Origin of the sequence: Denitratisoma sp. DHT3 (assembly GCF_007833355.1) — a bacterium.
Classification (GTDB): Bacteria; Pseudomonadota; Gammaproteobacteria; order Burkholderiales; family Rhodocyclaceae; genus Denitratisoma.
Window position 1 is genome coordinate 1,733,209 of record NZ_CP020914.1, and the last position, 13,972, is coordinate 1,747,180.

The window sequence follows — 13,972 nt, forward strand, 5'->3', positions numbered from 1 at the left end:
CACCTGGGGAAGGGCATCAATGGAGTGCTTGTTCCTTGAACTTGCCATAGCTCATCAGCCGTTCGAAACGACGTGCGACGAGCTCCGTGGCTTGCATCCCGGATAACTGCTTGAGCGAGTCCTGCAGGATCTTCTTCAGGGCGCCGGCCATGGCGACGTGATCCCGATGGGCGCCACCGCAAGGCTCATTCACAATCCGATCCACCAACCCCAGGGATTTCAGCCGAGTCGCGGTGATACCCATGGTTTCCGCCGCCACGGGTGCCATTTCGGAGCTTTTCCAGAGAATCGACGCGCAACCCTCGGGAGAAATGACGGCATAGGTGGAATATTGGAGCATCAGCACGACATCGCCCATTGCAATCGCCAGCGCACCACCGGAGCCACCTTCGCCGATGACCGTCGTGATCAGGGGCACACGAAGCTCGGCCATCGCATAAAGGTTGTGCCCGATCGCCTCCGACTGGCCACGCTCTTCCGCATCGATCCCTGGATACGCACCCGGCGTATCGACGAAAGTGAAAATCGGCAACTCAAAGCGCTCGGCAAGTTTCATCAGGCGCAGCGCCTTACGATACCCCTCCGGACGCGGCATGCCGAAATTTCTGGAAATCTTCTCCTTGGTATCGCGCCCCTTCTGGTGACCGATCACCATGCAGGGTTGACCGTTGAATCGGGCCAGGCCGCCGACAATCGCAGAGTCGTCGGCAAAGCTGCGATCACCATGAAGCTCTTCGAAATTGGTGAAGATATGCTCGATGTAATCCAGCGTGTAGGGACGCTGCGGATGGCGGGCCACTTGGGCGATCTGCCATGGCGTGAGCTTGGTATAGATATCCCGCGTCAAGGATTGGCTCTTTGCCTCGAGGCGACTGATTTCCTCGGAAATATCAACGGCGGAATCGTCCTGAACGAAGCGCAGTTGTTCAATCTTCGCTTCAAGTTCAGCAATCGGCTGCTCGAATTCAAGAAAAGTCGTTTTCATAGGGGCGCATTTTACCTTCACCCATGGCGATTCGATGTTCAGATGCCTGAAAAACAAAAACCCCAGTCTATTTTTTAGGCTGGGGTTTTTGGGGGGTGAGGAGTCTGGCGCTGACCTACTTTCGCGGGCGGAGGCCCACTATCATTGGCGCGGTCCTGTTTCACGGTCCTGTTCGGGAAGGGAAGGGGTGGTTCCAAGACGCTATGGGCACCAGACGAAACTGGCTGTGCGGGGTTAAGCGGGGGTGGTTTGCTTAACGGGCACAGAGGAGGAGAAGTAAAGGGTGGGGGTTGGTGATTGCTTGTGACAAGGGCGAGCGCAGCCGATGAGAGATGAGCTCAGGGTTATAGGGTCAAGCCGCACGGGCAATTAGTACTGGTTAGCTTAACGCATTACTGCGCTTCCACACCCAGCCTATCAACGTTGTGGTCTTCAACGACCCTTCAGGGGGCTCGAGGCCCCGGGAAGTCTTATCTTGAGACGAGTTTCCCGCTTAGATGCTTTCAGCGGTTATCTCTTCCGGATTTAGCTACCCGGCGATGCGACTGGCGTCACAACCGGTACACCAGAGATCCGTCCACTCCGGTCCTCTCGTACTAGGAGCAGGCTCTCTCAAACTTCCAGCGCCCACGGCAGATAGGGACCAAACTGTCTCACGACGTTTTAAACCCAGCTCACGTACCACTTTAAATGGCGAACAGCCATACCCTTGGGACCGGCTACAGCCCCAGGATGTGATGAGCCGACATCGAGGTGCCAAACTCCGCCGTCGATATGAACTCTTGGGCGGAATCAGCCTGTTATCCCCAGAGTACCTTTTATCCGTTGAGCGATGGCCCTTCCATACAGAACCACCGGATCACTATGACCTGCTTTCGCACCTGCTCGTCTTGTTGGACTCGCAGTCAAGCCTTCTTTTGCCATTGCACTATCAGTACGATGTCCGACCGTACCTAGAAGACCTTCGTACTCCTCCGTTACCCTTTAGGAGGAGACCGCCCCAGTCAAACTGCCTACCATGCACGGTCCCCGAACCGGATTCACGGTTCAAGGTTAGAACCTCAACGACACCAGGGTGGTATTTCAAGGGTGGCTCCTCGTGATCTGGCGACCACGTCTCACAGCCTCCCACCTATCCTACACAAGTCCCGTCAAAGTCCAATGCAAAGCTACAGTAAAGGTTCATGGGGTCTTTCCGTCTAGCCGCGGGGAGATTGCATCTTCACAAACACTTCAACTTCGCTGAGTCTCAGGAGGAGACAGTGTGGCCATCATTACGCCATTCGTGCAGGTCGGAACTTACCCGACAAGGAATTTCGCTACCTTAGGACCGTTATAGTTACGGCCGCCGTTTACCGGGGCTTCGATCAAGAGCTTGCACCCCATCACTTAACCTTCCGGCACCGGGCAGGCGTCACACCCTATACGTCGTCTTTCGACTTGGCAGAGTGCTGTGTTTTTATTAAACAGTTGCAGCCACCGATTCTCTGCGGCCCCATCGCGCTTCGTGGGCAAGCCACTACACGCTACCGGGGCATACCTTCTCCCGAAGTTACGGTATCAATTTGCCGAGTTCCTTCTCCTGAGTTCTCTCAAGCGCCTTAGAATTTTCATCCTGCCCACCTGTGTCGGTTTGCGGTACGGTCAATCACAGACTGAAGCTTAGAGGCTTTTCCTGGAAGCAGGGTATCACTCACTTCGGTCTCAATGAGACCTCGTCATCACGCCTTGGCTAAGCCGCACGGATTTGCCTATGCAGCACGCCTACACGCTTAAACCAGGACATCCAACACCCGGCTGAGCTAACCTTCTCCGTCCCCCCATCGCATCTGTGATCGGTACGGGAATATTGACCCGTTTCCCATCGACTACGCCTTTCGGCCTCGCCTTAGGGGCCGACTCACCCTGCGCCGATGAACGTTGCGCAGGAAACCTTGGGCTTTCGGCGAGCGTGCTTTTCACACGCTTTATCGCTACTCATGTCAGCATTCGCACTTCTGATACCTCCAGCATCCCTCTCGAGACACCTTCGCAGGCCTACAGAACGCTCCCCTACCACGCGTACAAAGTACGCATCCGCAGCTTCGGTTATTGGCTTGAGCCCCGTTACATCTTCCGCGCAGGACGACTCGATCAGTGAGCTATTACGCTTTCTTTAAAGGGTGGCTGCTTCTAAGCCAACCTCCTGACTGTCTATGCCTTCCCACCTCGTTTTCCACTTAGCCAATCATTGGGGACCTTAGCTGGCGGTCTGGGTTGTTTCCCTCTTGACGATGGACGTTAGCACCCACCGTCTGTCTCCCGTGCATCACTTTCCGGTATTCGGAGTTTGCTATCGCGGGGTAGATCGCAATGACCCCCCCAACGATTACAGTGCTCTACCCCCGGAAGTGTCCACACGAGGCACTACCTAAATAGTTTTCGGGGAGAACCAGCTATTTCCAGATTTGTTTAGCCTTTCACCCCTATCCACAGCTCATCCCCTAGTTTTTCAACACTAGTGGGTTCGGACCTCCAGTACCTGTTACGGCACCTTCATCCTGGCCATGGATAGATCATCTGGTTTCGGGTCTACGCCCAGCAACTCAATCGCCCTATTCAGACTCGGTTTCCCTACGCCTCCCCTATTCGGTTAAGCTCGCTACTGAACGTAAGTCGCTGACCCATTATACAAAAGGTACGCAGTCACCCCTTTCGAGGCTCCCACTGTTTGTATGCATGCGGTTTCAGGATCTATTTCACTCCCCTCCCGGGGTTCTTTTCGCCTTTCCCTCACGGTACTAGTTCACTATCGGTCGATCACGAGTATTTAGCCTTGGAGGATGGTCCCCCCATCTTCAGACAGGATTTCACGTGTCCCGCCCTACTTTTCGTACGCTCAGTTCCACAATCGGGTTTTCATATACGGGGCTATCACCCGCTCTGGCCAGCCTTTCCAGACTGTTCTACTAACGCAACTGCTAAATCGTACAGGCTACTCCCCGTTCGCTCGCCACTACTTGGGGAATCTCGGTTGATTTCTTTTCCTCGAGCTACTTAGATGTTTCAGTTCGCTCGGTTCGCCTCCACTGACCTATGTATTCAGTCAGGGATACCGCTTGCGCGGTGGGTTTCCCCATTCGGACATCTCCGGATCAATGCTTGTTTGTCAGCTCCCCGAAGCTTTTCGCAGACTACAACGTCCTTCATCGCCTGTGATCGCCAAGGCATCCACCACATGCACTTAGTCGCTTGACCCTATAACGCTGAGCTCCGGTTCCCCGGACCCCTCATCATATGGCGCAACTCGCGCTTGTTTTTTCCACACCCGGGCTGGTTCAAAGCCAGGTATGGAGAGAATGCAATCACACAACCCATACGCCGATCCATTCCTGGATCTTCGTATGACTTTACTTCTCCATTTTGTTAAAGATCAGACAACCGATTCACTTCTACTATCGGCCCGCCACTCTTTGAGTCGCTATCTCAACACGCCACGACCCACATGCCGCGCTCAGATAGCCCTTCAATTCATGGTGGAGGCAGACGGGATCGAACCGACGACCCCCTGCTTGCAAAGCAGGTGCTCTCCCAGCTGAGCTATGCCCCCTCTATTTCCGGTGGTGGGTCTGGTTGGGTTCGAACCAACGACCCCCGCCTTATCAAGACGGTGCTCTAACCAGCTGAGCTACAGACCCACTGTCTGTACCGCTGAACAACCGATAGGCTGTAGGTGCTCGCCAAGCCTTTGCTCTAGAAAGGAGGTGATCCAGCCGCACCTTCCGATACGGCTACCTTGTTACGACTTCACCCCAGTCATGAACCCCACCGTGGTAAGCGCCCTCCTTGCGGTTAGACTACCTACTTCTGGTGAAACCCACTCCCATGGTGTGACGGGCGGTGTGTACAAGACCCGGGAACGTATTCACCGCGACATGCTGATCCGCGATTACTAGCGATTCCGACTTCATGGAGTCGAGTTGCAGACTCCAATCCGGACTACGATCGGCTTTCTGGGATTGGCTCCACCTCGCGGCTTGGCAACCCTCTGTACCGACCATTGTATGACGTGTGAAGCCCTACCCATAAGGGCCATGAGGACTTGACGTCATCCCCACCTTCCTCCGGTTTGTCACCGGCAGTCTCATTAGAGTGCCCAACTAAATGATGGCAACTAATGACAAGGGTTGCGCTCGTTGCGGGACTTAACCCAACATCTCACGACACGAGCTGACGACAGCCATGCAGCACCTGTGTCCAGGCTCCCTTTCGGGCACCAATCCATCTCTGGAAAGTTCCTGGCATGTCAAGGGTAGGTAAGGTTTTTCGCGTTGCATCGAATTAATCCACATCATCCACCGCTTGTGCGGGTCCCCGTCAATTCCTTTGAGTTTTAATCTTGCGACCGTACTCCCCAGGCGGCCAACTTCACGCGTTAGCTACGGTACTAAGGAAGTCTCCTTCCCCAACACCTAGTTGGCATCGTTTAGGGCGTGGACTACCAGGGTATCTAATCCTGTTTGCTCCCCACGCTTTCGTGCATGAGCGTCAGTGTTAACCCAGGGGGCTGCCTTCGCCATCGGTGTTCCTCCACATCTCTACGCATTTCACTGCTACACGTGGAATTCCACCCCCCTCTGCCACACTCCAGTCTTGCAGTCACAACCGCAGTTCCCAGGTTAAGCCCGGGGATTTCACAGCTGTCTTACAAAACCGCCTGCGCACGCTTTACGCCCAGTAATTCCGATTAACGCTCGCACCCTACGTATTACCGCGGCTGCTGGCACGTAGTTAGCCGGTGCTTCTTCTTCAGGTACCGTCATCAGTAGCCAGTATTAGTGACCACCTTTTCGTTCCTGCCGAAAGAGCTTTACAACCCGAAGGCCTTCTTCACTCACGCGGAATGGCTGGATCAGGGTTGCCCCCATTGTCCAAAATTCCCCACTGCTGCCTCCCGTAGGAGTCTGGGCCGTGTCTCAGTCCCAGTGTGGCTGATCATCCTCTCAGACCAGCTACGGATCGTCGCCTTGGTAGGCCTTTACCCCACCAACTAGCTAATCCGACATCGGCCGCTCCAATAACGCGAGGCCTTGCGGTCCCCCGCTTTCCCCCTCAGGGCGTATGCGGTATTAGCCATCCTTTCGGACGGTTATCCCCCTCTACTGGGCACGTTCCGATGTATTACTCACCCGTTCGCCACTCGCCACCAGGTGCAAGCACCCGTGCTGCCGTTCGACTTGCATGTGTAAAGCATTCCGCCAGCGTTCAATCTGAGCCAGGATCAAACTCTTCAGTTCAATCTCTTTAACTCACTCAACGAAATTCACAGGCTCAACTTTCGTTAAACCTTTCTTCTTCGTGTAAGTGCTTGCTACTTTTTTCATTCGCTTGAAATCCAGCGTGGCTTCCGCCGCAGTACCTCGGTCTCCCTCTGCACCGCATGAATACCCTTCGATCTCGGATATCCACCCGCCAAGACTCCTCAGCCTCGCAAGCACCTACACCTATCGATTGTCCAACTTTTTAAAGAACACGCTCAAACTTCAGCAAACTTCGCCTACCCCGCAACGCCGCTCCAGCTCTGCAAATTAACCAACTTTTTGCCGCCTTCTCGCTGCGTTGCGCGTCGAAGAGGTGCGCATTATACGGACCACCTCCTCCCCGTCAACTCCCTTCACAAAAAATTTCGAATCGACGGAAATCCGCACCGGACACGCGGAGTTCGACGCAAGGCTCAGTGGGAAGTTCCCGCCGAACGGGTGACCTTGTTCCAGACGTTGTATTTGCCCACGGGCTTGTCCATAGGTAGGCGCTTCACTTCCTTGAAGCTCTTGGCGTCAAAGACGATGATGGCGCCGCCATCGGCCTTGCGCTCCCACAGGCTGGTCAGGACGTACCGACCGTCCCGGGTGAACTCCGTATGCGCCAAGGTCTTGCCTGGGTCGGTGCGCACCTCGGCGACCTTCTCCAGGGTTTCCCGATCGATGACGGTCATGGTGTCCTTGGCCTTGCTCATCATCGAATCGGTCCAGACATAACGCGAGCTCTCGTGGCCACGCATGAAAAAACCGGGACCGGGTGTGGGAATCTGCTTCAGGACACGCCAATCCTTCATGTCGATGACGCTGATGACTCCTTCCTTCAGGTTGGGCGTGGCCATCACGGCATGGCCCTGGAACTGCCAGGTGATGCCCGAGCCCAGATGCGGCATGCCGGGAAGGCTAAGGTCGCCGACTTTTTGGCGCACGTCCAGATTGACCACTTGGCCCCGCCCCGCCTCGCGACTGGCTCCCATCAATTCACTGTAATCCTGGGTGAAGAAAAAGTCGTCGAGGATCTCTGAAAGGAAAGTACGGCGCGGATTGAGGAAACCCTGAATGAAGGCGCCCTCCTTGTACTGAAAGTCGTGGATGACGCCGACGGGGATGTCCTCGGCCTTGGGGTCGTAGCTGAGTTCCCAGACCTCGGGCACATCCTTCAAGGCTGCGACGAAACTCTTGCGGGGAGCGGCATCGTAGACGGCGGAGACGCGGGAGGACCGCTTGCCCTCCTTGTCCTTGACCTCGTGGATGCGCAACAGATTGAGATCGCCATCCAACAGTACCAGCGTGTTGGGCAGATAGTTGGCGACGGCGACATAGCGGCCATCGTCGGAAACCGCGACATTGCGGGTATTGATGCCAGCGCGAATCTCCGCCACCACCTGAAGATTCCACAAGTCGAACTTGCTGATCCAACCGTCGCGGGAGGCAAAGAACACATAGCGCCCGTCGGAGGTGAATTTGGGGCCGCCATGCAGCGCATAGCGGCTGGGAAAACGATGCAGCACTTCCAGCCGGTCCCCATCCACCACCGAAACATGATGGTCGCCGCCTTCCACCACGATGAACAGGTTCATCATGTCCACGCCCTTGAAAATGGTGGCGGGACGGTCGGGCAGGCTACCCGGCGCATGCTGGACGATGCGGGAAGCGCGAATGTCCTGTTCGCTCCAACTCGGCTTGATGAGACCGGGCGTGTAGAGCCAATCCACCAGGGCGCCGATCTCCGCGCTACCGATGCGATCGGCAAAGGGCTGCATCTGAGTAGCGGCGCGTCCCTCGCGAACGACCCGCAGCGCCTCCGGTTTTTTCAAGCGCTCCAGGCTTTCCGGCAGCAGGGCCGGCCCCATGCCGCCCAGTCGGTCGGCGCCATGGCAACTGGCGCAATGCTGTTGATAGAGATGTGCGGGCTCCTCGGCCAGAGCCAGGTTGGCGACGAGGGCCGCCACGAACATGAGAGTTTTGCGCAGCATGATGATGTCAGGCAGTTGCGGAAGCGACCAGGCCGATTTCGACGTCGTCCAGATAGCAACCCGGATCTTCCGACCAGGGGTCATTGGTGAGTTTCAGCGCACGCACCCGGGTGTTGCCGTTGCAGATATCCAGATATCCGCAATCGGCGCAGCGGCCGCCGACCGGACGCGGGTGGCGCTTGAGGCCAGCCATCACGGGATCGGAGATGTCCTGCCAGATCGCCGAAAAGGGCCGCGTCTTCACATTGCCCAGGTTGTGGTGCCACCACATGGTGTCCGGATGCACATTTCCCAGATTGTCGATATTGGCGACATTCACCCCGGAGGCATTGCCCCCCCACTGCGCCAGCTTGGCGCGGATGTGTTCAGCGCGATGAGGAAAGCGCCGCTCCACCCAGTGCAGGAAATACACGCCGTCGGCATCGTTGTTGCCCGTATTGAATTCCCGCCGCAGGCCTCGCTGATGGCACTCCAGGGCAGTCTCGAACAGCAGGTCCATCGCCTCGCGGGTGGTTCGATGACGCGCGTCATCCTTGCGGTTCTTGTTGCCCCGGCCGGCGTAGTTGAGGTGGGAAAAATAGAACTTGTCGATGCCTTCCTCATCCATCAAGGCCAGCAACCCCGGCAGGTCATGGGCGTTGTCCTCGGTCATGGTGTAGCGCAGTCCGACCTTGAGGCCGCGCGCCAGACAAAGGCGGATGCCGGCCAAGGAGGCATCGAAGGCCCCCTCCTTGCGGCGGAAGCGATCATGGGTCGCCCCCAGGCCATCCAGACTGACCCCCACATAGTCGTAGCCGACAGCCGCAATGGCGTCGATGTTGGCGGCATCGATCAGCGTGCCGTTCGAGGACAGGCTGACGTGGAAGCCCAGCGACTTGGCCCGCCGCGAGATGTCGAAAATGTCCGGTCGCAGCAGCGGTTCTCCGCCGGAGAGAATCAGGGCCGGCACGCGAAAAGCCCGCAGATCGTCCATTACAGCGAACACCTCGTCGGTGCTCAACTCGCCGGGAAAATCCTTGTCGGCGGAAATCGAGTAGCAGTGCTTGCAGGTGAGATTGCAGCGGCGCACCAGGTTCCAGATCACTACCGGGCCCGGTGCCGGGCGGCGCGGCAGCACCGGGGTGGACTCAAAGATCTCGCTGATGAACTGGGCGATCCGAAACATGGGCGACTCCGCGTTGGCCGAACTCAGGCGACCAGGCGCAGGCCGGTCTTCTTGAGGATGCGGCTGGAGAATAAAACATCCCGCCCCACACAGGCGTCGGGAAACTCTGCGGCGATCAGGGCGGCAATCTCCGACACCTGTGCCAGCACCGCCTCCCGGCTCTTGCCATGGACCATGGCGAAAATATTGTAGGACCAATGCGGCAAACGCCGCGGACGGCGATAGCAATGGGTAATGGCCGCCAGGGCGCCCAGGCGCTCGCCCACGGCGTCGGCTTGCTCATCGACGATGTTCCAGACACTCATGCCATTGGCGGTGTAGCCCAAGGCATAGTGGTTGGGTACGGCGCCGATGCGCCGGATGGCGCCGCGCGCCAACATCGCCTGCAGCCGCGCCATGACTTCCTCGGCGCTGACCCCCAGTTGCTCCGCCAGCAGATGGTAGGGACGCGCCACCAGCGGCAGGCCAGACTGGGTCGCCAGCACCAGGCGACGCTCGATGTCGTCGATCGCGGCGTCGAGCGACGGAGTATCCGCGGGACGATTCATGCCCGGAGCCTCATTTCGACGAAATACTCCCGCTCCTTGGGAAAGGCGTGCACAGCCAAACCGGTCGCGATCTCAATGGCCGCGATGGCCTGGCCGATCCCTTCCCGTGTTTCGGTGGCGAGGACGAACCACATGTTGAGCACATGCTCGCGCCGGTAGTTGTGGGCCACCTGGGGCAACGCATTGACCCGTTCGGCGATGCGCTCGAAGTCATCCTCCGGCACCGCCAGCGCCGCCAGACAGAAAGCCCCGCCCATGCGCTCGATCTGGAACATGGGGCCGAAGCGGGTCAGCACCCCCGATGCCCGCAGGTGCTGCAAACGAGCCAAGACCTCGTCCTCGCTCATGCCCAGCGCGGCCGCGGCTTCGGCATAGGGACGCTCGCTGATGGGGAACTCACCTTGCAAGGCATTGATCAACGCCCGATCGCCCTCATCCAGAACAGCCGGCTGGGGCCGCTCAAGCACAACATTCTCCCGTGAGGTAGCGGGCACCTTGCTGCTTGAAACGCCGCGTCGAGAACAAGACCGCATGGGGATATTGATCCAGCTCATGGCGCCGTGCCAGGTCGTCGCGCAGCGCGAGCACCTCCTCGCGCGCCTTGCCGTGGATCATGCAGAACAGGTTGTAGGGCCAGTCGGGCAGCGCGCGCTGGCGTCGGTAGCACAGCGTGATGCCGGGCGCGCCGGCCAGCCTGCGGCCCAACTCCGAGACGACGGCATCCGGCACATCCCAGACACACATCGCGTTGGCGATGTACCCCAGCTCATGGTGCCGTACCACCACGCCCAGACGCTTGACCAGTCCCTCGTCGAGCCACCGCTCCAACAACTCCAGGGTGAATGCCTCGCTGAGTCCGGCGCGCTCGCCCAGCACCTTGAAGGGCCGAGGCTCCACCGGCAGACCGGGCTCCAATGCCGCCAACAGGCCGCGCTCAAGCTCAGGCAAGGCGCAAGCGCGCTCGCCCGGAACAGCCGCATCAGGCTGGACATGCTTGCAGCCGCCCGCGAGGTCGAACCCCAGATCGATGTGGAAAGATTCCCGCAGCGGCAGCGAAATCAAGGGACAGCCGCTCTCCTCGGCGATCGCCCGCAACTGAGCCTCCAGGGCCGCCTCATCGCGTGCGGCGAGGACGAACCAGAGATTGAAGCGATGTTCGCGCTGGTAGTTGTGATTGACCTGAGCGCGCGCTGTAACCAGCGCCGCCACCCGTTCCAGAGCGTCGGCCGGCACGGCCAGGGCCGCCAGAGTGGATACGCCCACCCGCTGCGGCGGCAGTACGGCGCCGATGCGGCTCACCACGCCGCGGGCCAGGAAATCGCGATAGCTGTCGATCACCGCCGCCTCCGCCAGGCCCACCTGCTCGCCGATGGCGCGGAAAGGTCGCGGCAACAGAGGGAAATTCCGCTGGTAGTCGTTGAGCAGGCGAAAGGCCGGGTCGGCGGAGGCGTTCATATCAGAACCCCGTGCGGGCGGCCCGCGCGGTGAAGAAAATGCCGCTCGGACTTTGGAGGGGAAGTGTCTTCAATATCTTGCGGGTCGCGGTATCGTAGATCACCACCCGATTGTCGTCCCGAGCCGAAACCCAGACCGCGCCGCCACGGGGCATGAACTCCATGTGCAAGACCGCCTTGCCCGGTTGCAGAGTATCCACCACCCGCCGTTCCAGGGTGTCGATCACCTGCACATAACCATTGTCGGGGAATGCAAAATTCACCCATATCTGGCGGCCGTCCGGCCGGGCCATGACGAACACCGGCTGCCCCTTGAGCGGAATCCGTCCTACCTCGCGCCAGTCCCGGGTATCCACCACAAGCACCTCGTGGCGGCCGATCGCCGGCAGGTAGGCGTAGCCCCCGGCGATCGCCCAGCCCCGCAAGTGCGGCATCTTGAATACCGGCAGCGGCGCCTCGCCCTTGCCGTAACCATCCAGAATGCGCCGTACGCCCTGCTCCGGACGCCAGGTGTCGAGCAGCGCCAGCCCGTCCTCGCCGAACAGGCCGGCGATGTAATAGCGTCCGTCCGGCGTCACCAGCCCGTCGTAAGGCTGGCGGCCAGCAGCGTAACGCTCGGTGCGTGGATTCCTGGGATCGGAAAAATCGGTGATGCGGATTTCTCCCGCCTCGAACAGCGCGTAGCCGAAACGGTTGCCCGACAGATCCGCCAGGCCAACCACTTTGGAGCGTTTGCCCTCGCTGCCATAGACCGCCGGCACATCCGCCAGCAATTCCAACGTGTCCGCATCGAAGGCCTTGATGCCGCCCGGCTCGTAGTTCTGCGCCACCACCAACCGGCCATCCTGCGATATGGCGCCGCCGATGCTATTGCCGGCCTGGATCACGCGACGCGCCAGACGGCCGGCCAGCAGATCCACCTTGGACAAGCCGCCATCGCGGCCAAACACATAGGCATAACGGCCATCAGGGGAGAACACCGTCGAGGCGTGGGACAGGTCGCCCAACCCCTCCACCCTGGACAATATCTCGCGCCGCGTCTGGTCCACCAGGGCCACACGGCCATCGGCCCGCTCGATGACCAATCCCAGATCGCCCGTCCCCCGCAGAGGATTCTGGGCACAGGCGGTCAGTAGGCAGAGGATGAAAGGGGCGCAGCGACGTACCAACGACATCATTATCTTTCCTCCGGAAAACCTTCCACCAGTTTACGTGCAATCCACAGCGCGTCGCTTTCGCTGAGAATGGATTTCCAGGCCGGCATGGCGGTGCCCGGCCGGCCATGGAGGATGGTGGCCGCCAGGCTGTCCACGGGTTTGTCCCGCAGCGCGGTGGGAGTCAATGGGGAACCCAGTCCTCCCTTGAGCGTCATGCCATGGCATGAACCGCAGTCCTGCCGCACCAGGCGGATCAGTTCTTCCTCGCCACCGACCGCCCAGGCGAAGACGGGAACCGTCAAGCACAGCGCCCCGAAAGCGGACAGCAAGATTGTCGACATCGGGCGCGGACGATCGGGGCGCCTCAGGAAGGCCATGAGATGATCCCGCTCATCGACTGCGCTGAATACTGCACTTGACTCATCTCCCGCTTCCCATCGGACCGGCGGCGCAGCATCCGGCCGACCCGTCCGATGGGTGCCGAACATCAACGTTTTGTGGCGTTGATGTCCGCCTGGGCATCGATGCCCAGGGTGTAACCCAGAGAAACATGATGGAAACGGCCATTGGCGTAATCATCATGGATGGCGAAACCGAAACTGTAGACCTTGCCGGCCACCAGATTCACATCGCCCTCGCCTCCGCCGCCAAGCTTGCGGGTGAAGGTCACGATCCACTCGTCACCCTTCTTCTCACCCTTGGCTTCCACCAGCCCTTTGCCGCCTTCCATCACCCGCTTGTCGGCAACGTAGCCGTCCACAGCCTTTTCCTTGCTCCGCCACTGGATCAGGTCGTAGAACTTGCTGCTGGCGTTGCCGCCGACCACGTACTTGGTCTTCTTGTCGTCCTTGGCGTCAGGCATGGTGCGGATATCCTGGTGACAGGTCTCCCAGCAGCCCGCCTGGCTGGAACGCTCGACCTTGTTGTCGTCCAGCATGAACGCCAGTTTCACCGGATTGGCGGCATCCATCTTGGGGCCACCACCCGGGGGCTGCTTCCAGGTAAAGCGCAGGTAAAGATTGGTGCCGTCGTTGGCCGCCTGAACGCCCACCGGGATGGATGGCGCCTTGCCCTTGATCGGTTTCGGCTCGAGCTTTTCGCCGCTGGCCATCTTCTTGCCCATGTCGGCGGTTTCAGTGTCGTGGCAGGAGGCGCAGGTTTCGCCCTTCTTGAAGGCCTTGGCGCCACCGTGCTCAGTGCCCTTCAGAATCCACTCCATCGGCGACACGCCGGGATAGAACAACGTGATTTTCTTGGCCGGAACCTTGCTCCAGTCAGGCGCCGCCGCCAAGGCGGAACCGGAACCAAAGAGCATCCCCGTCGAGAGGATGGATGCAATCATGATTTGCCGCATGAAATACTCCTCAACTTGACTTAAAACGATGAAATT

General features: G+C 59.1%; 9 protein-coding genes, 2 tRNA genes and 3 rRNA genes. All 14 read right to left on the reverse strand.

The features are described 5' to 3' along the window. Positions 1-16: 16 nt before the first annotated feature. Positions 17-985, reverse strand: a complete 969-nt coding sequence (locus B9N43_RS07975) for an acetyl-CoA carboxylase carboxyltransferase subunit alpha (protein WP_145841749.1) — start codon at positions 983-985, stop codon at positions 17-19. A gap of 102 nt (positions 986-1,087) precedes the next feature. Continuing rightward, positions 1,088-1,200: ribosomal RNA gene (rrf, locus tag B9N43_RS07980) — 5S ribosomal RNA — on the reverse strand. A 133-nt stretch (positions 1,201-1,333) separates the two neighbouring features. Then, positions 1,334-4,222: ribosomal RNA gene (locus tag B9N43_RS07985) — 23S ribosomal RNA — on the reverse strand. A 276-nt stretch (positions 4,223-4,498) separates the two neighbouring features. Beyond that, positions 4,499-4,574: transfer RNA gene (locus tag B9N43_RS07990), tRNA-Ala, on the reverse strand. Positions 4,575-4,585: 11 nt separating this feature from the next. Continuing rightward, positions 4,586-4,662: transfer RNA gene (locus B9N43_RS07995), tRNA-Ile, on the reverse strand. Between the two features lie 59 nt (positions 4,663-4,721). After that, positions 4,722-6,261 (reverse strand): 16S ribosomal RNA (locus B9N43_RS08000). Together the 16S, 23S and 5S rRNA genes with 2 tRNA genes alongside form the textbook arrangement of a ribosomal RNA operon. 437 nt (positions 6,262-6,698) lie before the next feature. Continuing rightward, positions 6,699-8,258: a nitrite reductase gene (locus B9N43_RS08005; RefSeq protein WP_145841750.1), complete on the reverse strand. Its 1,560-nt coding sequence runs from the start codon at positions 8,256-8,258 to the stop codon at positions 6,699-6,701. 7 nt (positions 8,259-8,265) lie between these two features. Further along, positions 8,266-9,423 (reverse strand): heme d1 biosynthesis radical SAM protein NirJ, encoded by a 1,158-nt coding sequence (nirJ, locus tag B9N43_RS08010; protein ID WP_145841751.1) that lies wholly within the window; start codon positions 9,421-9,423, stop codon positions 8,266-8,268. A 23-nt stretch (positions 9,424-9,446) separates the two neighbouring features. Then, positions 9,447-9,971, reverse strand: a complete 525-nt coding sequence (locus B9N43_RS08015) for an Lrp/AsnC family transcriptional regulator (protein WP_145841752.1) — start codon at positions 9,969-9,971, stop codon at positions 9,447-9,449. After that, complete coding sequence (locus B9N43_RS08020; protein ID WP_261379424.1) at positions 9,968-10,438, reverse strand: Lrp/AsnC family transcriptional regulator; 471 nt, start codon at positions 10,436-10,438, stop codon at positions 9,968-9,970. The genes B9N43_RS08015 and B9N43_RS08020 overlap by 4 nt, the downstream gene beginning before the upstream one ends. Beyond that, on the reverse strand, positions 10,431-11,426 hold the full coding sequence (locus tag B9N43_RS08025) for an Lrp/AsnC family transcriptional regulator (RefSeq protein WP_145841753.1): 996 nt from the start codon (positions 11,424-11,426) through the stop codon (positions 10,431-10,433). Before B9N43_RS08025 ends, B9N43_RS08020 begins: the two co-directional genes overlap by 8 nt. 1 nt (position 11,427) lies before the next feature. Beyond that, positions 11,428-12,600, reverse strand: a complete 1,173-nt coding sequence (locus B9N43_RS08030) for a cytochrome D1 domain-containing protein (RefSeq protein WP_222428839.1) — start codon at positions 12,598-12,600, stop codon at positions 11,428-11,430. 2 nt (positions 12,601-12,602) lie between these two features. Then, positions 12,603-12,923, reverse strand: a complete 321-nt coding sequence (locus B9N43_RS08035; RefSeq protein WP_186454031.1) for a c-type cytochrome — start codon at positions 12,921-12,923, stop codon at positions 12,603-12,605. A gap of 146 nt (positions 12,924-13,069) precedes the next feature. Further along, a complete protein-coding gene (locus B9N43_RS08040) occupies positions 13,070-13,936 on the reverse strand; it encodes an ethylbenzene dehydrogenase-related protein (RefSeq protein WP_145841756.1) in 867 nt (288 codons plus the stop codon). Positions 13,937-13,972 lie beyond the last annotated feature (36 nt).